The organism is Streptomyces sp. NPDC001348 (assembly GCF_053597535.1).
Genome location: NZ_JBSFIK010000070.1, coordinates 1 through 23,772 on the forward strand (window position 1 = coordinate 1; position 23,772 = coordinate 23,772).

The window sequence follows — 23,772 nt, forward strand, 5'->3', positions numbered from 1 at the left end:
AGGTTCACCGGCTCGCGACGCCCGGCACGGCACCTCGCCGCGTTGTCGCACCACCCGAGTACATCCAGTACGCGGGTGATGCTCCGCCTTGCGAGACACCGCACCGGACGCCGCGAGCTTCCCGGCAAACCTTTCCGGTCGCAGCACTAGCAGTACCGGTGGTACGGCGGTGACCGGGGCGGCATCTGCGTCGTTTGGGTCGTTGTCAGACCGAGGACCTAGTCTGTGCACCGTGACTTCGCCTGCATCGACGGACAGCGTTCCGCCCCAGCTCAGCGCGGGGCCGCGCCCGGCACCGGGCCCGGCCGCCGACGAGGGGCTGGCCCGGCGGCTGCGCGCGCTCGCCTGCACCGCGCCGCTGCACGACCTCGACGCGCGCAAGGCCAACCTGGCGGGCGAGTACTCGGTGTACGGCATGGCGGAAGTGGCCCTCGCGGCCATCGACCTCGTCACGCTGAACATGGACTTCGACACCGGCGCCGACCACGAGCAGATAGTGGCCCGGCTCATCCCGCGCATCGCCGCCCAGGCCCCGCGGCGGCCCGTCGCCGAGCACGAGCGGGTGGCCCGCTGGGTCATGGAGAACCTGATCAACGTCGGCAGCGTCGACCGTGGTTTCCGCGCGGTGTACGGCACCTTCGCGCCGGACGGCACCTACGTGCGCCGTGACTACGACTTCAAGCTGATCGAGGAGGTCCCCGGCCCCGGCGGCACCGTATACCTCCGCACGACCGACGAGGCCGTCAACGTCCTCGTCGGCGCCCTCGACACCGATGTCACCAGCGCCCAGATCGCCGCCGAGGTCAAACTCGAGGTGCTCATCAACCGCGGCCGCCTCGCCGACGCCCAGCTCGCCGCCGAACAGGCCCGGTACCGCACCGTGCAGTACTCGGAGACCCTGCGCCGTGCCCTGGAGGCGACCCGGCGCAACGTCCGCGCGGTGGACTGGCTGAGCGCCGTCCCCGACATGATCGCCGAGGCCCTGGACCACGTGGCCGACCGGTACCGCCACGAGAACGCGATCCTCACCAACATCCGCAAGGCACGCGACGAGACCGAGGACCCCGGACACAAGCGACGGGCCGCCGAACTGGTCGACATCGTCAAGGACTGCATCCGGCGGCACACGCAGCTGCAGTCCCGACTGCTGGAGGCCGGGCCGCTGTTCCGCGCCGAGCAGGACCGGCAGGCCTTCGCCACACCCCTGACCACCTCGGGCCTGGATCTGTACGGACACCTCGTCGCGCCCGTCCTCCCCCTGCCCCTGGAACAGGCGACCCGGGTCACGGACGCCTTCTTCGCACGCGGGACCGGCCTGCGCACACCGGTGTCCGTCCGGGTCGTCGACCTCGTCGACATACTGCTGACGCCGCCGGTGGAGCGTGAGCACCTGGGCGCCGAGATGCCGTCGCCCGACCTGATCGCCACGCCGGACGACAGCCGGTTCAGCGAGGAGCAGCTGGCGGCGGCGACGCGGTTGCTGGCCCTTCCGGCGGACGCGCCCCGACGGCTGTCCGGGCTGCTGGCCGAGGCGCGGCGGCAGGATCCGGACCTCCCCTACCTGGTGGCCCTGCTGGCGGTGCACGCGGCCAGTCCGCCGGTGGGGACCGCCTACCGGCAGGGCGAGGAGAGACTGCTGTTCGCCGTGGACGACGGGACGGAACTCGACGATCCGGAGTTCGGCGGGGCCGATCTCATCGTCGGCACCGCCCTGCTGGACGCGGCGGGCATGGCGGCGGACCGGACGGAGGCCGGGTGAACACCGCCGACCGCGCCCGCAGTACCTACGAACGTGAGCATGCCATCGACAAGGAGCGAAAGCCGTGACCGAGCACGTCGACCGGAGTGAGCCCGAGCCTGCCGCCGCGCCGGCGGGCTCCGCCGTCACGCCCGCCGACGCCGCCGACGCGGCGCGGCTCGTCTCCTTCGGGCTGCAGCCCAAGCTCCAGCCCGCCCGTGACCAGGAGTACACCGATCTGCTGCGCCGCTACCGCGAGGACCCGCCGTTCGCGCGGCTGGCCGACGCGGTCGCCACCGGACTCGGTCTCGTGGTGCTGGAGGTCTCCCCCCGTGCGGGCATGGCCGTGACGGCCGCCGAGGACTCGGTGTTCGCCGTCCGCATGGGCGACTACGCGCGTCGCACGTCCGCCGACTCGGGGGACAGGTTCCTGCACGGGCTGGCCCATCTCGCCGTCGCCGCGCTCGCGTTCCCACGCCCGGAGGACCTGGCCGACGACGGCTACATCGGCCGCGTCACCGTCAACGGCGTGGACGCCTTCGTCCGGCAGGCCTGCCGGCGTCTGGAGGAACGCGCAGAGGAGCAGGGCGAGAACACCGACCCGGTCACCGACGCACCCGGCCTGGAGGCCGCATGGCGGATCTGGGCCAGACGCAGTGCGACCGGCGCCACCAAGGACGCGCGCCGGCCCGCCGCCTCGACCACGGGCATCGTCGCGAAGGCCGTGGGGTTCCTCACCGACTCCGGGTTCCTGCAGCGCACGGGTGACGAGGGCGGCGGCACCTACCGCACCACCGCCCGCTACCAGCTCCAGGTGCGCGACCTGGCGGGCAGCGCCGCCATGGCCGAGCTTCTCGAGCTGGGCGTGGTCCCGGTCACCGACGGCAGGGCCAGCCTGCTGCCCGCCGAGGACACCGAGGACCTGGACCTGGTGGCCGACGCCGGCCTGCCCTTCCACTCCTGAACCATCCCGACCTGCCGAAGAACTGACGCGAGAGTCCGCCATGTACGAGCTGTCCCGGGTCCGCCTCTACTCCATCGGGCCCGCCGGTGCACGCTACGCCGACACCGTGCTTGACCTGCGAGGTGTGGGCGACCCGGTGCCCGAACCCGCGCCCACCCAGGCGGAGTTCTTCGCGGAGGAGCCGGTCGGCCCGCCGCGCCGGCCCGCGCCCGCCGGCGTGCTCTTCCTGGAGAACGGCGGCGGCAAGTCGGTCCTGCTCAAGCTGATCTTCTCCGTGATGCTGCCGGGGCACCGCAACACCCTCGGCGGCGCCAGCTCCGGCGTGCTGCGCAAGTTCCTGCTCGCCGACGACTGCGGGCACGTGGCGCTGGAGTGGCAGCACGTGCTGACCGGCGAGTGCGTCGTCGTCGGCAAGGTCAGCGAGTGGCGCGGACGGCAGGTGTCCAACGACCCGCGCAAGTTCGCCGAGGCCTGGTACTCGTTCCGGCCCGGCCCCGGACTGAGCCTCGACAACCTCCCCGTCGCCGAGTCCACCGCCGTACGGCCGCCCGTCGAGGGCGCCTCCGGCGCCCAGGGCCGCCGCCGGACCATGAAGGGCTTCAGAGACGCACTCACCGAGGCTGGCAAGGCGTACCCGCACCTGGAGGTGCACTGGGAGGAGATCCACGACCGGTGGATCGAGCACCTCGGTGAGCTCGGCCTCGACCCCGAACTCTTCCGCTACCAGCGGGAGATGAACGCCGACGAGGGCGAGGCGGCCGGCCTGTTCGCGGTGAAGAAGGACTCCGACTTCACCGACCTGCTGCTGCGCGCCGTCACCGACACCCGCGACACCGACGGTCTCGCCGACCTCGTCAGCGGCTTCGGCAGCAAGCTGGGCCGGCGCGCCGAACTGATCGCCGAACGGGACTTCACCGCCGGGTCCGTCGACCTGCTCGGCCGGATCGTCGAGGCCACCGACGCGCGCTCACGCGCACGTGACGTCCACGCCGGCGCCGAGCGGCGCACCCGCAACCTGGCCCGGCGGCTGTCCGCGCGGGGGGTGCGGGAACGAGTGCGGGCCGCCGACCTCGCCCAGCGGGTCACCGCCGCCGCGTACGCGGTGACGCATTCCGAGGGCGCCCGCGAGCGCAGCGCGCTGATCGCGGCCGAACTCGCCTACCGGCACGCCTCCCTGGCGCTCGCCGCCGCCGAGAAGTCGGCCGCCGCGCAGAAGCGCGAGCTCGCCGACGCGCGCACCCTGCACTCCGCGTGGCAGGCCGCCGAAGCCGTGCTGCGCCACCGCTCCGCCGCCGACCGCGTCGCCCGTGTGGCCGCCGCGATCCAGGAGGCCGAACGGGACGCGGCCCCCGCGCTCGCCGCCCGCGCCAAGGCCGCCGTCGACCTGGTACGGGCCCTGCACGCCGCCGCGGAGAGCGCCGAGGACCTCGCCAACGAGGAGGAGGAGCGCTCGGCCGCCCTGCAGGAGGTCGGCGACTCCGCCCACCGGGACTCGACCGCCGCCGCCACCGAGGCCCAGCGAGCCCGCAGTGAGGCCGGGCACCTGCGCCAGCGGCTGACCGAGGTCGAGCAGGAGACCGCCGAGGCGGTCCGCGCCGGATGGCTCGACGACAGCGCGCCCGACGCCGACCCCGCACGCGCGGCCCTCGCGGCCAACGACGCCGAGAAGACCGCCGTCACCGCCTGGGACGCGGCACGCGAGGCCTCCCGCAAGGCCACCGAACACGCGCGTGAGGCGGCCTCCGCCGAGTCCCGCGCCGAGCTGACGGCGGCCCGCGCGGCGGACGCGGCGACGGCAGCCGAGCGTTCCTACGAGGCCGAGCGCCGCCTCGCCGAGTCCCTCGCGGTGGAGCAGCGGCTCGCGGAGCTGCTGAGCCTCGTGAGCGACGACGCACGCCCCGGTATCCCCCGGCCCCGGCCCGACGGCGACGCCCATCCGGAGCCCTCGACCGGGCCGGAAGGCAGCCCGCTCACACCCGAGGAGCTCGACCGCTTCGCCGACGAGCTGCGTGAGCTCCTCGACGACGCGGTCTCCACCGCCGAGCGCCACCTCTTCGAGCTGCGTACCGCCGCCGCCGACGACTCCCGGATCCTCGGTGCCCTCGGCGACGGGGGGCTGCTGCCGCCCGGACCCGACGTCCTCGCCACCGTCGAGTACCTGGGGGAGCACGGCATCCCCGCGCTGCCCGGCTGGCGCTACCTCGCCCAGGCCGTCGACCCCACCGACCACGCACGCGTGCTCACCGCTCGCCCGGAGCTGGTCGACGGCGTGATCATCACCGACCCCGAAACCCATGTGCGTGCCCGTGAGGTGCTCGGCGAGGCGGCCCTGCTGCCGCGGTCCGCCGTCGCCGTCGGCACGGCCGCCGCGCTGCTCGCCCCCACCCCGGCGGCGGACGCGACCTCCGCGGACGTGTTCCTCGTCCCGCCGAACCCGGCCATGCACGACGAACACGCCGCCGACGAGGAGCGGCAGGCGCTGCGCGCGCGGGCGACCGAGCGGGACGAGGAGATCCGGGCGCTCGCCGCCCGGCTCGGCAAGGACCGGGAACTGGCCGCGCGGCTCGCCTCCTGGCGTACCGGCTGCCCGGCCGGGCGGCTGACCGAGCTGGCGCGGGCGACAGAGGAGGCGCGCGCGTTCGCCGAGGAGTCCGAGGCCGAACTGGCCGAGGCGCGGACCGTGCGGGCCGAGGCGGACGAGGCCGCCGCCGAGGCCGCGCAGGTGCGCGACGAGCGGCAGGAGGCCGCGCAGAAGGCCCGGCGTGCCGCCGACGCCCTCGCCGGGCTCGCCTTCCGGCTGCGCGAGCGCGCGGGCTGGCAGGTCAAGCTCCGTGAACTCGCCGACGAGGCCGCCGAGTCGGAGGCCCGCGCCCAGGTGTGCCTGGAGCGCGCCCGCGCCGCCGACGAGGACCGCCGAGCCGCCCAGCGCGCGGCCGACGACGCCCGCCGCACCGCCCGGGCGCTGCGCGCCGAGCGCTCCGAGATCGCGGGCGCCCCCGATGACGTACCCGAGGACGGCACGGACGCGCCCAAGTCGTCCCTGCCCGCCCTCCGCGAGGCCTACCGGGCCGCTTCCCAGTTGTACGAGAAGGTCGGCGTCGGCGCGGACCTGCGCGCCGAGCAGGCCCGCGCGGAGAGCGACGAGAGTGCGACCCGCGCCGAGCTGGACCGCCTCAGCAACAAGGTCCGCACGCGCGCGGAGCAGCTGCTGCAGTCGCCCGACGGCTCCGACGGGCCCTCCCGGCAGGCCGCCGCGGCGCGTGCGGAGGAGCTGGTGCAGCTCCTGGAGACCCGTATGTCCAGCGCCAGCGAACAGCTGGGCCGACTGCGCGGTGAGGCGGAGCGGCACGCCCCCGAGGACGGCGAGGCGCACACCGAGCTGCCCGAGGACCTCCTTCCGCGCGACGCGGAACACGCCCAGGCGCTGCTGCGCACCGCCACGGCCGAGCTCGCCTCCCGCACCGAGGCGTTGACCCAGGCCCGCGAGGCGCACACCGAACTGCTCGAGGCGCACCGGGCCGCCGAGGACGCCGCGGGCGGCTTCGACGAGATCGCCGCGATGCTCCGCGACCTGCTGCGCGAACACGCCGCCGAGGAGGAGCAGCAGGCGCCGGATCCCTACCCCGGCAGCCTGGACGACGCCCGGCAGGCGGCCGCCGAGGCCCGCCGCTCGCTGCGCGGGTGCGCCGCCGACCTGTCGGCCGCCGAGGGCGCCGTACGCGAGGCCGGCGACGTCCTGGTCCGGCACGCCAACTCCACCCGCTACGAGCAGGTCCGCACCCCCGCCCGGCAGCAGATCCGCGAGCTGCCCGCCTCGGCGCTGCCCGAGCACGCCCAGAAGTGGGCGCAGGCCTTCGCGCCCCGACTGCGGGTCCTCACGGACGAACTGGAGCAGCTGGAGCGCAACCGGGACTCGATCGTGGACCGCCTGCGCGGGCTGGTGGAGTCGGCCCTGGCCACCCTGCGGTCCGCGCAGCGGCTGTCCCGCCTGCCCGAGGGGCTCGGCGAGTGGTCGGGGCAGGAGTTCCTGCGTATCCGCTTCGAGGAACCCGACCAGGCCACGCTCACCGAGCGGCTCGGCGACGTCATCGACGAGGCGACCCGGGCCGCGGTGAAGAAGAACTCCGACCTGCGCCGCGACGGCATGTCCCTGCTGCTGCGCGGAGTCGCCGCCGCGCTCCAGCCCAAGGGCGTCGCCGTCGAGATCCTCAAGCCCGACGCCGTGCTGCGTGCCGAGCGCGTCCCCGTCGGGCAGATGGGCGACGTGTTCTCCGGCGGCCAGCTGCTGACCGCGGCCATCGCCCTCTACTGCACCATGGCGGCACTGCGGTCGAACGACCGGGGACGGGACAAACACCGGCACGCCGGCACGCTGTTCCTGGACAACCCGATCGGCCGCGCCAACGCCACGTACCTGCTGGAACTGCAGCGGGCCGTGTCCGACGCACTCGGCGTGCAGCTGCTGTACACCACCGGCCTGTTCGACACGACCGCGCTCGCCGAGTTCCCGCTGGTGATCCGGCTGCGCAACGACGCCGACCTCAGGGCCGGACTGAAGTACATCAGCGTGGAGGAGCACCTCCGGCCGGGACTGCCCCAGCAGCCCCAGGCGGGAGAGGCGGTGCACAGCGAGATCACGGCCACACGGATGTTCAAACGGCCCGCGTAGCCGTCACGCGTCGGGGCGCGCTCCGTCGTCCGGGTGGCGCCCCGCGCCTCAGGGGTGCGACAGCTGTCCGGCGCCGCCCCGACGGCGTATCCGCTCCCGCTCTCGTTCGACGGCCTGTGCCTCACGCCGGGCGGCACGCCGCTCACGCCGCAGCGAGCGGGCCGTGCTGCTCGGCTCCGACACCACGCCGCCCCGCTGGTTCCAGACCTGGCGGGTCACCCACACGTCGACCGCGCCCCAGGTGGCCACGACCGTGCTCGCCACGCTGCTGATCACCATGGGGAACGCCAGCCAGGACCCGGCCATCGTGCACAGGAAGGCCACCATGGCCTGAATGAGCGTCACGGAGATGAGAAGCACCGCCCTGACGGCCGCCGTCCGCACCGGGTCGGGCAGCCGTCGCCGCCGCGCGGGCTCCTCGACCCACAACGGCCGGTAGGAGGGCCGCCGTTCCTCCCGGACGGCGCCCGCACCACTGGTCGCGTTGCCGTCGGACCCGTGCGGCCGTATGCCGCCGCCCGGTGCCTGGGGGTCTCTCAGTGCCTCGGGGCGCACCGCCCCGCCGTCCTCGGGCGCCTTGCGCCGCTCCGCCGTGCCCATCACCGTGTCACTCCCCACCGCCGGCACACGCTCGCTCCGGCATCCGAAGACACCAACTCCCCACTGCGTGCCCGGCTTGCGCTGTTTTACGCCGCCCGGATGCGGGTTGCGGCTCCTGTAGCCGATTCCGCACTCATCTCCCATCGGAAAGGACGAACGAAGCGTCACGAAGATTCCCAACCGCCGAAAAATTCCGGCCAACCGGTCAGCCGGAACGGCCGCTCCCCAGAGCGGCTCCCGCTTCGATCATGGTGACAATCTCCCGCAATGCCCGGACAACTCGCCACGTCGCACGCCCGGAGTGGAAGTTCACCTTCCGGACTCGCCTTCGAGTTAACGGTGTGGCGGTAGTAGGCTCGCGCCGTTTGTTGACGCACGTTTGTACCTCCGGTCGGCGGGGGTCGAGCTGGGGGAGGCCATGCGCTTTCGCGGGAAGTCCATCCGCCGGAAGATCGTGGCGCTGCTCCTCGTGCCGCTGGTGTCCCTGACGGCGATCTGGGGCTTCGCGACGGTGCTCACGGGCCGGGAAGTGGCCCAGCTCTTCCATGTCACGGACGTCGTGGAGGACGTCCGCTACCCCACCGAGGACACCGTCCGCGTCCTGCAGCAGGAACGCCGTCAGACCCTGGTCTATCTCGCCGACCCGAGGGTGTCCGACGCTCTCTCCGCGCTCCGCCGCACCCGCACCGCCACCGACGCCGCCATCGCAAGGATCCGCAAGGAAGCACAGGATCCCGACGTCCGCGACGGAATGGACCAGGAGGACTACGAACGCCTCACCGCCGTCCTGGACGCCTTCGAAGGCGTCGGCTCACTGCGCAGCGGTGTCGGGGAGGGCACGGTGACCCGTGCCCAGGCCCTCGACCGCTACGACCGCCTCATCGACCCGTGCTACACCCTGCTGGCCTCTCTCGACGGTGTCGACGACGTGGAGATGGACAAGCAGGCCCGCGCGCTCGTGAACGTCACCCGCGCCCGTGAACTGCTCTCCCGCGAGGACGCCCTGGTCGGCTCCGCCCTGGTGGTCGGAAAGCTGTCCGCCGACGAGACCCGGGAGGTGTCCGACCTCGTCGCCCAGCGCAGCCTCCTGTACGACATCAGCCTCCCGCTGCTGCCGTCGTCGGAACGCGATCGCTACGACCGCTTCTGGAAGAACGCCACCGTCGCCCCGCTGCGCACGGCCGAACAGGCCGTCATCGCCGACCGGTCCGGAACGCCCCACGGCGTCACCGCCAAGACCTGGGACACCACCGCCGGCAATGTGCTGGACGGACTCCGCACCCTGGACGACCAGGTGGGCGACCGCTACCAGGACCGCATGCACCCGGTGGCCGTGAGCGTGATCGTCCAGGCGGCCATCGCCGGCGTCCTCGGACTGGTGGCCCTGCTGCTCTCCGTCTTCCTGTCCGTACGCGTCGGTCGCGGGCTCATCCGCGATCTGCGGCAACTGCGCCTGGAGGCGCACGAGGCATCCGGTGTCCGGCTGCCCAGTGTGATGCGCCGGTTGTCCGCGGGCGAGCAGGTCGACGTGGAAACGGAGGTTCCGCGTCTGGAGTACGACAAGAACGAGATCGGCGAGGTCGGCCAGGCGCTCAACACGCTGCAGCGCGCCGCCGTCGAGGCCGCCGTCAAGCAGGCCGAGCTGCGCGCCGGAGTCGCCGAGGTCTTCGTCAACCTCGCCCGCCGCAGCCAGGTGCTCCTGCACAAGCAGCTCACACTCCTCGACACCATGGAGCGCAGGACCGAGGACACCGACGAACTGGCCGACCTCTTCCGCCTCGACCACCTCACCACCCGGATGCGCCGTCATGCCGAGGGCCTGGTGATCCTCTCCGGCGCCGCTCCCTCGCGGCAGTGGCGCAAGCCCGTGCAGCTCATGGACATCGTCCGGGCCGCCGTGGCCGAGGTCGAGGACTACGAGCGCATCGAGGTCCGCCGGCTGCCGCGCGTCGCGGTCACCGGCCCGGCCGTCGCCGACCTCACCCACCTGGTGGCCGAACTCCTCGAGAACGCCACGGTCTTCTCGCCGCCCCACACCGCCGTCCAGGTCCTCGGCGAGCGGGTCGCCAACGGTTTCACCCTGGAGATCCACGATCGCGGCCTCGGCATGGCGCCCGAAGCACTGCTGGAGGCCAACCTCCGGCTCGCCGAGACTCCCGAGTTCGAACTCTCCGACACCGACCGGCTGGGCCTGTTCGTGGTCAGCCGGCTCGCTCAGCGCCAGAACGTCCGTGTCTCGTTGCAGCAGTCGCCCTACGGCGGCACCACTGCCGTGGTCTTCATCCCCGACGTCCTGCTCACCGACGACGTCCCGGACACCAACGGCCTCGGGTTCCGCCTCGACCGCGAGCCGATGAGGCCGGTCACCGGCGAGGAGGGCCGTACACCGGCGCTCGGCCAGACATCCGCGCAGCTGCCCGGCCTGCCCGCATCGCTCCTGGACGGTCCGGTCGAGCTGGAGGCACCCGTCGACCTGGACGCCCTCGACCGCTACCCGGGAGCTCTCACCGACGAGGGGAGCGAACGCGGAGCCCTCTTCCGCCACCGACGCTCGCTCGCCGGCGCGGACGACGAGGCCCGGCCCTGGCCGGGCGGGTCCCTTCCGCAGCCCCCCGGGGCGGCAGACCCACCGCACGGCGACGACGCCTTCAGCGCCCCGGTGCCGTTGCCCCGGCGCCGAACGCCCAAGCTGGTCAGCTCGCACGGGCGGCCCGTCACCGAGCAGCGCTCCCGGCGCGACCGGGCGGAGGAGAAGCCGTTCCCGGACTCCGAACGCCGTCCGGAACAGGACGCGGGTCTGGCGCCACTGCCGAACCGCCGCCGCGGCGAAGCGGCGGCCCGCCGGGAAACCGGACCGGCCGACGGCGCCGACGAACGGGCCCATCACCCGGCCACGACCCCGGACGAACCGTCGCAGCCTCCCACGCTGCCGCAGCGGTCCCGCCGCCCCGCGGGCGTTTCCGGTGGTAACCCCGACACTTCCGGCCCGCGCGCCCAAGGCGCACCCGAGGACGCCGGGTCCGGCACCGGTCCGCTGCCCAGACGCGTCCGGCAGGCCAGCCTGGCCCCACAGCTGAGGCAGGGTCCCGCACGGCGGGCAGAGCCCCAGACGGAGCCGGCCGACCGCGACGCCGACGAGGTACGCAGCCGGATGGCCTCACTCCAGCGCGGCTGGCAGCGCGGCCGTAAGGAGAACGCCGCGGGCGACGAAGCCCGGGACGGCACAGCACAAGGAACGACAGAGGGGGACGGTCGATGACCGCACCGAAGACGACCGGCCACAGCGCGACGAACAACGGAGGGCTGAACTGGCTCCTCGACGACCTCGTCGACCGCGTTGCCAGCATCCGCAAGGCCGTGGTGCTCTCCGGCGACGGCCTCGCCACGGGGGTGTCCAAGGACATCACCAGGGAGGACAGCGAGCACCTGGCCGCCGTCGCATCCGGCTTCCACAGCCTCGCCAAGGGCGTCGGCCGGCATTTCGAGGCCGGCAGCGTCCGGCAGACGGTCGTGGAGCTCGACGACGCCTTCCTGTTCGTGACGGCCGCGGGCGACGGCAGCTGCCTCGCCGTCCTTTCCGACGCCGACTCCGACGTGGGCCAGGTCGCGTACGAGATGACGCTCCTGGTCAAGCGCGTGGGCGTGCATCTGGGCACCGCGCCGCGTACCGATCTGCCCGCCGGCGGGTAGTGGGATGACATGAGCGGAGACGGTCAAGGGAAAAGCCACTGGTTCGACGACGAGGCCGGACCGGTCGTCCGCCCGTACGCCATGACACGCGGCCGCACCACCAGTCCGGCCCAACACCGCCTCGACCTGATCGCGGTGGTCGTCACGGAACCCCACGCGGACGATCCGGAAGCGGACCAGACGCTGTCCCCGGAACACGTGGACATCGTCGAGCTCTGTCGCGAGACACCGCAGTCGGTCGCGGAACTCGCTTCCGAGCTCGACCTGCCCATCGGGGTGGTGCGGGTCCTCATAGGTGACCTCGTGAACGAGGAACTCGTCCACGTCAACCGGCCGGTGCCCCCGGCCGAGCTGCCGGACGAGAGTATTCTGCGCGACGTGATCAACGGCCTCCGGGCGCTGTGACCGGCGCGGAAGCGGGGTAGTGACATGACAGGCTGGCAGTTCTGGGTCGACCGAGGCGGCACCTTCACCGACATCGTCGCGCGGCGCCCGGACGGCCGGCTGCTCAGCCGCAAACTGCTGTCCGACAACCCCGCCGGCCCCCACTCCCGGCTCCGCTCGAGCGGGGGGACCCCCATCACCGACGCCGCCGTAGCCGGCGTACGCGCTCTCCTCGACGGCTCCGAGGAGCCCGTCGAGGCGGTCCGCATGGGCACGACGGTCGCCACCAACGCCCTCCTGGAACGCAAGGGCGCGCGCACCCTGCTGCTCGTCACCCGAGGCTTCCGCGACGCCCTGCGCATCGCCTACCAGAACCGCCCCCGCATCTTCGCCCGCCGCATCACACTGCCGGAGCCGCTGTACGAACGGGTCGTCGAGGTCGACGAGCGCATCACGGCCGACGGCACCGTCCTGCGCGCACCCGACCTGGACACGCTCGCGGGGCCGCTCCAGCAGGCGTACGACGACGGAATCCGCGCCGTCGCCGTCGTCTTCCTGCACAGCCACCTCCACCCCGCCCACGAACGGGCCGTCGGAGAGCTGGCCGCCCGCGCCGGCTTCCCGCAGATCTCGCTGTCCAGCGAGGTCAGCCCGCTGATGAAACTCGTCCCGCGCGGTGACACAGCGGTCGTCGACGCCTACCTCTCGCCCGTGCTGCGCCGCTACGTCCAGCACGTCGCCGGGGAACTCGAAAACGTTCCGCTGATGTTCATGCAGTCCAACGGCGGACTCGCCGAGGCCGGGCAGTTCCGGGGCAAGGACGCCGTCCTGTCCGGGCCGGCCGGCGGCATCGTCGGCATGGCCCGCATGTCCCAGCTGGCCGGATTCGACCGGGTCATCGGCTTCGACATGGGCGGCACCTCCACCGACGTCTCCCACTTCGACGGCGAGTACGAACGCGTCTTCACCACACAGCTCGCGGGCGTCCGGCTCCGCGCCCCCATGCTGGACATCCACACCGTCGCCGCCGGCGGTGGCTCGGTCCTGCACTTCGACGGCTCCCGCTACCGCGTGGGACCGGATTCGGCGGGCGCGGACCCGGGGCCCGCCTGCTACCGCGGCGGCGGACCGCTCGCCGTCACCGACGCCAACGTCATGCTGGGCCGTATCCAGCCCGGGCACTTCCCCCACGTCTTCGGCCCCGGCGGCGACCTGCCCCTCGACGCGGAACTCGTCCGCGACCGCTTCACCGCTCTCGCGCGCGAGATCCGCGACCGGACCGGCGACGACCGCACCGCCGAGCAGGTCGCCGACGGCTACCTGCAGATCGCCGTAGCCAACATCGCCAACGCCGTGAAGCGGATCTCCGTGCAGAAGGGCCACGACGTCACCCGCTACGCCCTCACCACCTTCGGCGGAGCGGGCGGCCAGCACGCGTGCATGGTCGCCGACTCCCTCGGCATCCGCACCGTGCTCGTGCCGCCGATGGCCGGGGTCCTCTCCGCGCTCGGCATCGGCCTGGCCGACACCACCGCGATGCGCGAGCAGTCCGTCGAGCAGCCTCTGCGGGCCTCCTCGATGCCCGGCGTGCACCGGACGGCCGACCAGCTGGAGGCCGCGGCCCGAGCGGAACTCCTCGCCGAGGACGTTCCGGCGGCCCGCATCCGGGTCACCCGCCGCGCACAGCTCCGCTACGACGGCACGGACACCACCCTCACCGTCCGGCTCGCCGGGCCCGACACCATGAGGCAGGCTTTCGAAGAACGTCATCGCGCCACGTACTCCTTCGCCCTCGACCGCCCGGTCATGGTCGAAGCCCTCTCCGTGGAAGCCACCGGCATCACGGAACCCCCCGATCTGTCCGCCCTCACCGCCTACGAGGGCCGCACCGCCGCCCCCGAGACCGCCCGGCTCCACACCGGCGGCGGCTGGCGCGACGTACTCCTGTACCGCCGCGAGCACCTGCCCCCCGGCGAGTCCGTCGTGGGCCCCGCGATCATCGCCGAGGCCGGCTCGACGACCGTCGTCGACGACGGCTGGCGGGCCGCGACCACCGACGACGGACATCTGGTCATGGAACGCGCGACGGTCACGGAGAGTTCCGATCTCGACACGAAAGCCGATCCGGTCCTGCTCGAGGTCTTCAACAACCTCTTCATGTCGATCGCCGAACAGATGGGCGCACGACTGGAATCCACGGCCCAGTCCGTCAACATCAAGGAACGCCTGGACTTCTCCTGCGCCCTGTTCGACCCGGACGGAAACCTGGTGGCCAACGCCCCTCACATCCCCGTCCACCTCGGCTCCATGGGCACCAGCGTCAAAGAGGTTGTCCGCCGCCGCGGCGAGGCCATGCGGCCGGGCGACGCATACGCCGTCAACGACCCGTACCACGGCGGCACCCATCTGCCGGACGTCACCGTCATCACACCGGTGTTCGACACACAGGGCGACCGGGTCCTCTTCCACGTCGCCTCACGCGGCCACCACGCCGAGATCGGCGGGATCGCACCCGGCTCCATGCCCGCGAACAGCCGCACCATCGAGGAGGAGGGAGTCCTCTTCGACAACTGGCTGCTCGCCGAGAACGGCCGGCTCCGCGAGGAGGAGACCCTCCGGCTGCTCACCGACGCGCCCCACCCGTCCCGCAGCCCCCGGACCAACCTCGCCGACCTGCGCGCCCAGATCGCCGCCAACCAGAAGGGCGTCGACGAGGTAGGCCGCATGATCGGGAACTTCGGTCTCGACGTCGTCCAGGCCTACATGCGCCACGTCCAGGACAACGCCGCGGAGGCCGTCCGCCGCGTCATCGACGCCCTGGACGACGGCGAGTACGCCTACGAGACCGACTCGGGCGCCGTCATCCGCGTCCAGGTCCGCGTGGACCGTGCCGCCCGCCGCGCCACCATCGACTTCACCGGTAGCTCCGCGCAGCTCGCCACCAACTTCAACGCCCCGCTCTCAGTGGTCGACGCCGCCGTCCTCTACGTCTTCCGTACCCTGGTGGCGGACGACATCCCGCTCAACGACGGCTGTCTGCGTCCCCTGGACATCGTCGTGCCGCCGTGCTCGATGCTCGCCCCGGAACCGCCGGCCGCGGTCGTCGCGGGCAACGTCGAGACCTCACAGGCCATCACCGGCGCTCTCTACGCGGCGCTGGGCGTGCAGGCCGAGGGATCCGGGACCATGAACAACGTCACCTTCGGCAACGACCGCCTCCAGTACTACGAAACCGTCGCCTCCGGTTCCGGCGCGGGCGACGGCTTCCCCGGGGCGAGCGTCGTGCAGACCCACATGACCAACTCCCGTCTGACCGACCCGGAAGTCCTGGAGTGGCGACTGCCCGTGCTGCTCGAGGAGTTCACGGTCCGCCGTGGCAGCGGCGGCGCCGGGCGCTGGCGTGGCGGTGACGGCGCGGTGCGCCGCATCCGGTTCTGCGAGACCATGACGGTCTCCACACTGTCCCAGCACCGCCGGATCCCCCCGTACGGCATGGCGGGCGGCTGTCCGGGCGCCCTGGGTTCCAACCGGGTGGAACGAGCCGACGGCACGGTCACCGCACTCGGCGGAAGCGATTCGGCCGACGTCGGCCCCGGCGACGTACTCGTCATCGAAACCCCTGGTGGCGGAGGCTACGGGCCGCCGTCCCCCGACCCCCATCAAGCAGGAGAAGAGATCGATGATCTTCGGGCGTTCTGAGCGCGGCAAGCCCCCGGTCGAGCCCGTCACGCTCAAGATCCTGGTGGCCGGCGGCTTTGGCGTGGGCAAGACGACCCTCGTCGGCTCGGTCAGCGAGATCAGGCCGTTGCGCACGGAGGAACTGCTCACCGAGGCGGGCCGCCCGGTCGACGACACCAGCGGTGTGGAGGGCAAGCGCACCACCACCGTGGCCATGGACTTCGGTCGCATCACGCTGCGCGAGGACCTGGTGCTGTACCTGTTCGGAACGCCCGGACAGGAACGGTTCTGGTTCATGTGGGACGAGCTCTCCGAAGGCGCGCTCGGCGCCGTGGTACTGGCGGACACCCGCCGCCTGGAGGACTGCTTCGCCGCCGTCGACTACTTCGAGCGACGATCCATCCCCTTCCTCATCGGCATCAACTGCTTCGAGGGAGCGGCGCGTTACCCGGTCGAGGACGTCCGCCGGGCCCTCGACCTCGACGAGGACGTACCGCTCGTGCTGTGCGACGCCCGCGACCGGGAGTCCGTCAAGGAGCTGCTCATCGGGGTCGTCCGGCACGCGATGGCGTACGCGGCCGACCGCCGTCAGACCGTGACCACATGACGTTCGGTCAGGTCATGCACGGCCCGTACCCCCGCCGACAGGGGTACGGGCCGCGGTTCTGTGCGGGTGCCCGGGTGCAAGCACGCGCTTCTTCCGCCAGTTCGCGTTGCTACTGCTCTTCGTCCGGCGGCGTCTGACCTGCTGTTGACTCTGGCATCGTGACAACAGCACTGTTGCAACCGCTTAACCCCGTTGCGGTGATGTCTTCCGCTGCGAGGATGTGCTTCATGGTCAGCGTTGAGGAGTGGAACCAGGCCCGGAGAGGTCTGCGGTTGGGACAGAAGCTCTCAGGGACGGTGGCCGCGGTCCCGAATCCGGGCGCGACGGGGATCTTTGTTGACATCGGTCTTCCGGTTGGAGGGTTCGTCGACGTGCTGTTGCGCACGGGTGATGGGCCGGTCCCGGCCGTCTTCTCCACCGCCTCGGCGAGATTGCGCAGCAGGGATTGAACTGGTCCGTGGCCTCAGCTGCATGAGGGCCCGTCACGACAGGAGACAGGTCACCGGGCATGGCACATCGGCAGCTGCCGGCCTGGCGACCGAGCCAGGACCGGCAGCCGGACGTTCAGGAGCCAGTCACTATGAGGTCGGCGGGGCCGCCGATCCGAGACCAGCCTGTGCCACTGCCGCTCCACTTGAACACGCCATCCTGGTTCGGCGCCAGCCCGAACCAACTGTTGCCGGTCGAGCAGAAGGTGTAGCCGGGGCCGCCGACCTGACGCCAATTGTTCGGCGTTCCGCCGTACAAGTACACGTTGCCGCTGCCGGGACTGACGGCGAGCAGTCCGCTTCCGCCGCCGTACAGGTAGCTGGCGGGTCCGCCGATCTGTGTCCAGGCGGTGCCGGATCCGTTCCACTGGAGCACCCCGCTCTGGTCGGGCGCGAGGCCGAACAGAGCGTTGTCGGAGACCGCGAAGGTGAAGCCGGGGCCGCCGACCTGGCTCCAGCTGTTCGGCGTTCCGTTGTACCGGTAGATATTGCCCGTGCTGGGATTGGTGGCGAACAGGCCGGCACCCCCGGCGTACAGGTGACTGGCTGGCCCGCCAATTTTGGTCCAGGCGTTGCCTGATCCATTCCATCGGAAGACGCCACTGCGGTCTGGCGCCAGGCCATAGAGGGCGTCGTTCGACAGGGCGAACATATAACCCGGCCCGCCGACCTGGCTCCAGCTGTTCGGGGTTCCGTTGTAGCGGTATATGTTCCCTGTGCTGGGATTGGTGGCGAAAAGGCTGGCGCCGCCGGCGAAGATGTCTCCGGCGGGTCCGCCGATCTGAGTCCAGCTCGATCCCGATCCGTTCCACTGGAACACGCCGGAACCGCTGGGTGCGAGTGCATAGAGGTGGGTGAGCGAGGAGACGCCCCACTGGCCAAAGTCGTCGGCGACGGCCTGATCTTTGTCAACTGCCGTGCCGCCGACCTGTATGTCATTTTGGGTCTGGCGGAGTTGGGCGCGGGAATCCCAGCTGCCTCCGGACCAGGCGTATGTCTGCCAGCCCCAGCTGATCTTGGAGTTGTTGAACAGCTGCTGGATCGCGTAGTAGCCGCCATACGCTCCAGTGCGGTCACGGCCGATCACTGAGGCGATTCCGTCGAAGTACGCCTCGATCGCTGGAAGATCTCCGGATTGCACGTCCCAGTCAAGACTGAAGTAGATCGGCCGGGCTGCCGGCATTCCGGCCGCAGTTGCCGCGCGCAGCGCCTGCTGGGCATCGCTGACGCCCTGGGAATAGCCGTTCTTCGGGGAGTACTGCGCCATTTCCCAATTGCACACCACGTCGATCCCGGCGTCGATGAACGCCAGCGCGCTGCTGCGGGTCAGCGCACCGGGGCCGGCGAGGTACTGGCAGACGAAGGTGTAGCCGTCTGCGCTGATCGTCGAAGGGCTCGGATCGGGATAGGTGTTGAAGTCCAGCCCCAGTCTGGTGGCGGCCGAAGCTGCGGGCGGGTTGCCCAGGTCGAGCCCGAGTTTGACTCCTGTGCCGACGGTCACGGCCGCGATGGCCGCAAGCATGCGCCGGCGCGAGAGCGGCGATTGAAATTGCTGTTTTTCGGTCAACTTCCACTCCTGGTTAGTGGTAAATGGAACGCGGGTTGAGATCACGACGACGATCAGGCCAATGAGCCGAGCCGGGGGCATGCCTCCGCCGTGGAGCCACAGCAGCCTCGTGGTCGCTGCCTGCTCAGAACAGAGCCGCGAACCGGGCCGGTTCGGGGCAGGCGTCTGCCCCGGCCCCGGGATACAGTCGCGGGACGGTGACGCGCATTGCCAGCCCGTGCCTGGCCGGCGCATAGCGGAGGCAGGCGCCGCCTGTGCTCCGCTCGCCGGCCCGAGAAGGCCGGCAGCCGCCGCGGTGATCCTTGCATGGGGCGTCAGTGCGCTCCTGGATGCAGATCCCAGACTGGAAGCCACTCAAGCTGATCTGATTCCCCCCCCACCTGTCAGGACGGTTCCCCTGCGCCCGCAGGCGCCGACGCAGAGCAGGACTCGTGGCCGTCGAAGTTGGGGCCGTAGCTCCCCATCGGCCACCACTTGGAACCGGACTTGCACAAGCGACAGGACCGGGCTCCCGATGTGGCTGGGCGAAGTCCCGGTATTCCAAACGAATCCGCACACCCGGTCATGGACTCCGGTTGCCAGGGGCACGGTTCGATGGGGGGAGGGGCCCCGCGGGCGAGGGGCGGCTTGTCGGCTCCGCGTAATGCTGCCGATCTGGCCGAGTTCATCGGCATGCTGGGCGATCTGCGTGTTTGGGCGGATACCTCCTACCGGTCGCCGGCCAAGAGAGTCGGGACCCTGATGAGGCCCACCCTGGCCGTCTCACCGTCCACGGCCGTGGACGCTTTCGGTACCAGGCGACGCCGCCTGCTCCTGAACCTGGTAGTTGCAAGCTGTGCTCACCGATGTCGAAAGCCGTCCACCCTGCCAATCTCGACAACTCGGCGGTCACGCTGCCACCAAGTACAGACATACGTCATCAGCGGCCGTCCCCTAGTGTGCGATCACGGCCAGGCAGGGCCGCTCGACTTTCCCCGTTGTTGCCGCTCGGGCGAGCCTTGGGCGAAGCCGAGTCCAACGGCTACCTCTACAGCAACGTCTACGCGACCAACGGTTGGGCGAGAGCGGTATGGGCGAGGCGGAGACAATGAGCGGGTCGTCGGGCAGACGGCCGTGGGCATGGGCTGCCCCGGCCGCTGTCGGTTCGGCGTCGAAGTCGGGGAGTGCGCGGATCCTGACGTTGCCTAAGCCCTCGGACCCGAGGTGAATGCGTATCAAGGTCGTCCCCCCTGTGGTCTTGACGCCCTCATCGGGGCGTGCATGACAAACGCTTGTGGGTGCTGATCGAGCCGTTGCTGCCGCCCGGCCAACGTCAACGACGTCACCCAGACCCTGGCCCTGGTGTTTCCCGTACAAGTCTCCGAACCTCGGCCTGAACCTAGGTTGGCCGGTCGCAGCCCGGTGGTGGCCGGGCGCGTGACCAACGCTGGCAGGCGTCCAGGGGCGTCTGGAAGTCTTTACCGCCTGGACTTAATAACGACACTCGCCACCAAACCGGGCGCTGTATGTCATGATCATGACGTGAGGTTCGTGGTTGTGGGAAGCCGGCGTGAAAACAGCCCTTCCCAGCACAGCCCGGGACGTGACGATTGGACACGGCGAGGGTTGGCCGGGGACTGGGGGTGTGGTGCTGCGTCTGCATTTCACGGCTGAGGACCTCGTGAGGGTCCGGGTGTGGGTGTTGGGGCCGCTGGCCGAGACGCAGTGGAGCCTGCGGATCCTGAGACAGCAGACACCCAACGTGTCCCTGTTCGCAGGCTGGCGCACGCGTGTCCTGCGGCAGGCGCCGCCGACCGCCGCCTCACTGGCGGGATTCCTGGCGCCACACAACAGCGGCGCCACCGACCTGTTCACCCTGGCGGGTAGGGTGGACACTCTGGATGCGGGGCTGGAGCAGCTACGGTCCCTCCCCGCCAAACGCCTGCACGCGGAGTTCGCCGCGATCCCGGGCATCGCCCGGCGGATGCCGCCCTGGCTGAGTCCCGCCGTCACCGGGGACCGCCGAGCCCGAGAGGACTTCCTCGGCGCGCTCCAGCAATGTCACGACGCGTTCATCGGCCCGGTCTGGCCGAGACTACGCCTGCACCTGGAAGCCGAATGCATGGCAAGCGCACGCAAGGCCATCGAGGGCGGCGTCGACAAACTGCTCAGCGAGCTGCATCCCCTGCTGGTCTGGAATCCCCCAGTGCTGGAACTGCCCACCTACAAGCCCTGGACCCACCAGACCGCCGACATCCACCTGGACGGCCGCGGCCTGATCCTCGCACCCTCCCTGTTCTGCCCCACTGAACCGCAGATCTTCACACCCACCCAGGACGACGCAGCGCCGATCCTGATGTATCGAGCCGGCCAAGACGCGGCCGTCATCAGCTCGATCCTGGCACCCCCCGACGCAGGCCCATCAACCGCACTCACCGCGCTGCTGGGGCGAACACGCGCCACCGCCCTCGCGGAACTGGCCGTCACCGCCAACACCACCATGCTCGCCCAACGACTCGGCGTCACAACCGCAGCGGCCAGCCAACACCTCAGCATGCTCCGCAGCGCAGGACTCGTCGCCTCACGCCGCGACGGAAACAAGGTCTGGCACACCCTCACCCCGCTGGGTCTATCCCTCCTCCAAAGACACACTCCAACGCTTTGACGATGGCGCAGCAGCGTGAACCTCGACGGGCCGGCCTGTGACCTGGATTGCTTGATGGGTCTCGCGGACTCTGCTCTCGGCACACGGATACCGATGCCCCAACCAGAGGGCGCTGCGGTCCTCGGGAAGCCGGACGACGGGCCGGCGCCATCGGAGCTGCCTCACTCGCCTGCCGGCCGATCCCGTCGGAATGTATGCCGCGAACTGCCATGCCCAGTGACGCCGCGGTCCAGCATCATGGCCGTCGAGGATGTACGCCTTGGCGTTCCCAGCGCGAGCTCTCTATCCCGCTCCGAGACGGAGAAAGCACCACGGCCCTTGGCGATCCCACTGCCCGAACCTGATCCAGAACGACCCCAGTGATGCCTGGCACAGGAACAGTGTGCTCCAGCGTCCCGAGTCGGGCTGCGATCGTGACCGTCACGAAGGGCTCTGAACCGGGTGTCTTCCGGTGCTTGTCAGGGCATGTGCTGTGGCTGCCGCGGCATGGCTCGGACCTTGGCCGCGGCAGCGTCTCGGCCTGAGAGGGCAGCGTTCTCCAGGGACAGCAGGTTCAAGGCGGTCGCGTAGAGCTGAAGACGCGTTTCCAAGGTCCTGCAGTGGGCCTGCAGCTCTTTGTGCTTCTTCTTCATCTCCTCGAAGGCGTCCATGGACTGCGCGTTCGAGGTCCTTCTCGTCGCTAGCTCGGCGGTCTTGGTCTGAAAGAATTGTCGGAGGTCGGGGTGCTGGTGGGTCAGGTGCCAGTGCTTGACGTTAATGCGGCACACGCGCGTAGAACTCGCCCCCGACGGGGGCAGGGGATCCGGCCGTCCGCCGTGCCGGCCCGGCCGGCCACCCCGCGTCGCGGCCCGTCGCCGGTGTCGAGCCGATCGCTGATGGGGGAGCGGGCCGTGGCTCAGGAGGAATCCGCGCGGCGCAGCACCGAGGCGTCGGCCTCTCGGCCCGGTGGTTCCGCGTCGGCCCACCCGGTCCGGGCGACCGTGACGCCCTGTCGTGCCCGGCGCGCCTGTCCCGGCGGTCCGCTTCTCAGCGGACCGCGACGACTGATGATCCGTGCCCGAACAGTCCCTGGTTCGCCGTGATCCCCACCTGCGCCCCGGCGACCTGCCGGTCTCCGGCGTGGCCACGCAACTGCCAGGCCAGTTCGCAGACCTGGGCGATCGCCTGGGCCGGCACCGCCTCCCCGAAGGAGGCGAGCCCGCCACTGGCGTTCACCGGTATCCGGCCGCCCAAGGCGGTGGCGCCCTCCCGCAGCAGCTTCGCGCCCTCGCCCTCGCCGCACAGGCCCAGGTCCTCGTACCACTGCAGCTCCAGAGCGGTGGACAGGTCGTACACCTCGGCCAGGGACAGGTCCTCCGGCCCGATGCCCGCCTCCTCGTAGGCGGCCAGGGCGATCGAGGCACGGAACGACTCGTCCGGGGGTGCCACTCCGGCCGCCGAGTCCGTCGCGATGTCCGGCAGGTCCAGCACGGTGTTCGGGTAGTGCGGTGTCACCGTGGACACCGCACGGATCCGCACGGGCGCGGTGACGCCGTGCCGGCGCGCGAAGTCGGTGCTGGACAGCACCAGCGCCGCACCTCCGTCGGACGTGGCGCAGATGTCGAGCAGCCGCAGGGGATCGGCGACCATCGCGGAGCCGGCCACCTCCTCGGGGGTCACCCGTTTGCGGTAACGCGCGTACGGGTTCAGCGCACCCAGCGCCGCGTTCTTGACCTTGACGAGCGCGAAGTCCTCCGGGGTGTCCCCGTGTACCGCCATCCGCCGGCGGGCGTACAGCCCGAAATAGGCCGGGTTCGTCGCACCGAGCAGTCTGAACCGCAGCCAGTCCGGATCGTCGGGCCGGTCTCCACCGCCGGGCCGGAAGAAGCCCTTGGGCGCCGAGTCGGCGCCCACCACCAGTACCGGGTCCGCGAGGCCGGCGAGGATCTGGGCCCGCGCCGTGGCGATGGCCTGCGCCCCGGAAGCGCATGCGGCGTACACGCTGGTGACCCGGGCGCCCTGCCAGCCCAGGGCCCTGGCGAACGAGGCGCCCGCGACGTACCCCGGATATCCCCCGCGCACGGTGTCGGCTCCCACGATCGAGCCGATGTCCCGCCAGTCCAGTCCGGCGTCCGCCAGGGCCGTCCGGGCCGCCGCCGCCCCGTACTCGACGAAGCCGCGGCCCCATTTGCCCCACGGATGCATGCCCACGCCGAGCACCGCCACGTCCACGGTCACGCCGTCACCTCCGTCGGCCTCCAGCGCCAAGTGGTCCAGGTCGTCTCCAGGTCCTCGAACAGCACTCCCGGGACGACCTCCACCTCCATGCCCACCGTCAGGTCGGCCACCGTGATCCCGGGAACGGCTTGCCCCAGCACGACGATCCGCTCGGCCTCCAGCTCCACCGCGAGCAACGTGTACGGCTCCCAGGGAAGTTCCGGATCGCTCACATAGGGTGACGGCGGTCGGTACCGGCCGTCGGTGTACGACCAGACCCGGCCGCGCCGGGACAGGGGTACCTCCTCGAGCGCGCCGCCGCGACACCCGGGATTGCGGCAGTGGGTGTCCTCTCGAGGGAAGAAGACCGAGGCGCAGATCGAGCACCGCGTGCCGAGGAGCCGGAAGCCGTCCCCCTCACCGGTGAACCAGCCGGCGACCGCAGGTAAGCGTGTTGGCGACAACGTCCCTCCCTGGCAGGTCATCTGACGGAACGTCAGAAGTCTGCCACGGGCAACCGGAAAACGGCAGGCCGCCCAGCAGAACC

15 protein-coding genes are annotated in these 23,772 nt (G+C 71.2%); 10 read left to right on the forward strand and 5 right to left on the reverse strand.

The annotated features are described in order from the left end of the window. Nucleotides 1-232 precede the first annotated feature (232 nt). The 3 genes from ACWC21_RS40015 to ACWC21_RS40025 all read left to right on the forward strand — a co-directional run bounded on the left by ACWC21_RS40015 (nt 233) and on the right by ACWC21_RS40025 (nt 7,371). Nucleotides 233-1,759 (forward strand): hypothetical protein, encoded by a 1,527-nt coding sequence (locus ACWC21_RS40015; protein WP_450889577.1) that lies wholly within the window; start codon nt 233-235, stop codon nt 1,757-1,759. Nucleotides 1,760-1,823: 64 nt separating this feature from the next. Continuing rightward, the gene (locus ACWC21_RS40020) at nt 1,824-2,702 is read left to right on the forward strand and encodes a hypothetical protein (RefSeq protein ID WP_450889579.1); all 879 of its coding nucleotides are present in this window, start codon (nt 1,824-1,826) and stop codon (nt 2,700-2,702) included. A gap of 40 nt (nt 2,703-2,742) precedes the next feature. Then, entirely contained in the window at nt 2,743-7,371 is a 4,629-nt protein-coding gene (locus ACWC21_RS40025) for a hypothetical protein (protein ID WP_450889581.1), read from the forward strand. 48 nt (nt 7,372-7,419) lie between these two features. Here ACWC21_RS40025 and ACWC21_RS40030 read toward each other — a convergent pair whose 3' ends face one another. Continuing rightward, entirely contained in the window at nt 7,420-7,971 is a 552-nt protein-coding gene (locus tag ACWC21_RS40030) for a hypothetical protein (RefSeq protein WP_450889583.1), read from the reverse strand. 418 nt (nt 7,972-8,389) lie between these two features. On the opposite strand from ACWC21_RS40030, the gene ACWC21_RS40035 reads away from it, so the two are divergent. The 6 genes from ACWC21_RS40035 (at nt 8,390) to ACWC21_RS40060 (ending at nt 16,779) form a co-directional block, all read left to right on the forward strand. Then, nucleotides 8,390-11,230, forward strand: coding sequence for a nitrate- and nitrite sensing domain-containing protein (locus tag ACWC21_RS40035; protein WP_450889584.1), 2,841 nt, complete (start codon nt 8,390-8,392; stop codon nt 11,228-11,230). After that, nucleotides 11,227-11,661 (forward strand): roadblock/LC7 domain-containing protein, encoded by a 435-nt coding sequence (locus ACWC21_RS40040; RefSeq protein ID WP_450889586.1) that lies wholly within the window; start codon nt 11,227-11,229, stop codon nt 11,659-11,661. Before ACWC21_RS40035 ends, ACWC21_RS40040 begins: the two co-directional genes overlap by 4 nt. 9 nt (nt 11,662-11,670) lie before the next feature. Further along, on the forward strand, nt 11,671-12,066 hold the full coding sequence (locus ACWC21_RS40045; protein ID WP_450889588.1) for a DUF742 domain-containing protein: 396 nt from the start codon (nt 11,671-11,673) through the stop codon (nt 12,064-12,066). A 24-nt stretch (nt 12,067-12,090) separates the two neighbouring features. Further along, on the forward strand, nt 12,091-15,744 hold the full coding sequence (locus ACWC21_RS40050; protein ID WP_450889590.1) for a hydantoinase B/oxoprolinase family protein: 3,654 nt from the start codon (nt 12,091-12,093) through the stop codon (nt 15,742-15,744). Next, nucleotides 15,725-16,330, forward strand: a complete 606-nt coding sequence (locus ACWC21_RS40055) for a GTP-binding protein (RefSeq protein ID WP_450889592.1) — start codon at nt 15,725-15,727, stop codon at nt 16,328-16,330. The genes ACWC21_RS40050 and ACWC21_RS40055 overlap by 20 nt, the downstream gene beginning before the upstream one ends. Before the next feature lie 158 nt (nt 16,331-16,488). Next, on the forward strand, nt 16,489-16,779 hold the full coding sequence (locus ACWC21_RS40060; RefSeq protein WP_450889594.1) for a hypothetical protein: 291 nt from the start codon (nt 16,489-16,491) through the stop codon (nt 16,777-16,779). Nucleotides 16,780-16,894: 115 nt separating this feature from the next. On the opposite strand, the gene ACWC21_RS40065 is transcribed toward ACWC21_RS40060, so the two are convergent. Further along, nucleotides 16,895-18,385, reverse strand: coding sequence for a glycoside hydrolase domain-containing protein (locus ACWC21_RS40065; RefSeq protein ID WP_450889596.1), 1,491 nt, complete (start codon nt 18,383-18,385; stop codon nt 16,895-16,897). 1,624 nt (nt 18,386-20,009) lie between these two features. Here ACWC21_RS40065 and ACWC21_RS40070 point away from each other — a divergent pair. Then, nucleotides 20,010-21,029, forward strand: coding sequence for an ArsR/SmtB family transcription factor (locus ACWC21_RS40070; RefSeq protein WP_450889598.1), 1,020 nt, complete (start codon nt 20,010-20,012; stop codon nt 21,027-21,029). A gap of 458 nt (nt 21,030-21,487) precedes the next feature. On the opposite strand, the gene ACWC21_RS40075 is transcribed toward ACWC21_RS40070, so the two are convergent. From ACWC21_RS40075 to ACWC21_RS40085, 3 genes are all read right to left on the reverse strand, one after another. Then, nucleotides 21,488-21,679 (reverse strand): hypothetical protein, encoded by a 192-nt coding sequence (locus ACWC21_RS40075; protein ID WP_450889600.1) that lies wholly within the window; start codon nt 21,677-21,679, stop codon nt 21,488-21,490. 376 nt (nt 21,680-22,055) lie between these two features. Then, on the reverse strand, nt 22,056-23,246 hold the full coding sequence (locus tag ACWC21_RS40080) for a lipid-transfer protein (RefSeq protein ID WP_450889602.1): 1,191 nt from the start codon (nt 23,244-23,246) through the stop codon (nt 22,056-22,058). Then, nucleotides 23,243-23,689, reverse strand: a complete 447-nt coding sequence (locus ACWC21_RS40085) for a Zn-ribbon domain-containing OB-fold protein (protein WP_450889604.1) — start codon at nt 23,687-23,689, stop codon at nt 23,243-23,245. The genes ACWC21_RS40080 and ACWC21_RS40085 overlap by 4 nt, the downstream gene beginning before the upstream one ends. Between the last annotated feature and the right edge of the window lie 83 nt (nt 23,690-23,772).

Coding starts and splice junctions, on each gene's coding strand:
- ACWC21_RS40075 (WP_450889600.1), bottom strand. CDS start 21,679: ATGGACGCCTTCGAGGAGATGAAGAAGAAGCACAAAGAGCTGCAGGCC.
- ACWC21_RS40025 (WP_450889581.1), top strand. CDS start 2,743: ATGTACGAGCTGTCCCGGGTCCGCCTCTACTCCATCGGGCCCGCCGGT.
- ACWC21_RS40040 (WP_450889586.1), top strand. CDS start 11,227: ATGACCGCACCGAAGACGACCGGCCACAGCGCGACGAACAACGGAGGG.
- ACWC21_RS40030 (WP_450889583.1), bottom strand. CDS start 7,971: ATGGGCACGGCGGAGCGGCGCAAGGCGCCCGAGGACGGCGGGGCGGTG.
- ACWC21_RS40050 (WP_450889590.1), top strand. CDS start 12,091: ATGACAGGCTGGCAGTTCTGGGTCGACCGAGGCGGCACCTTCACCGAC.
- ACWC21_RS40055 (WP_450889592.1), top strand. CDS start 15,725: ATGATCTTCGGGCGTTCTGAGCGCGGCAAGCCCCCGGTCGAGCCCGTC.
- ACWC21_RS40045 (WP_450889588.1), top strand. CDS start 11,671: ATGAGCGGAGACGGTCAAGGGAAAAGCCACTGGTTCGACGACGAGGCC.
- ACWC21_RS40035 (WP_450889584.1), top strand. CDS start 8,390: ATGCGCTTTCGCGGGAAGTCCATCCGCCGGAAGATCGTGGCGCTGCTC.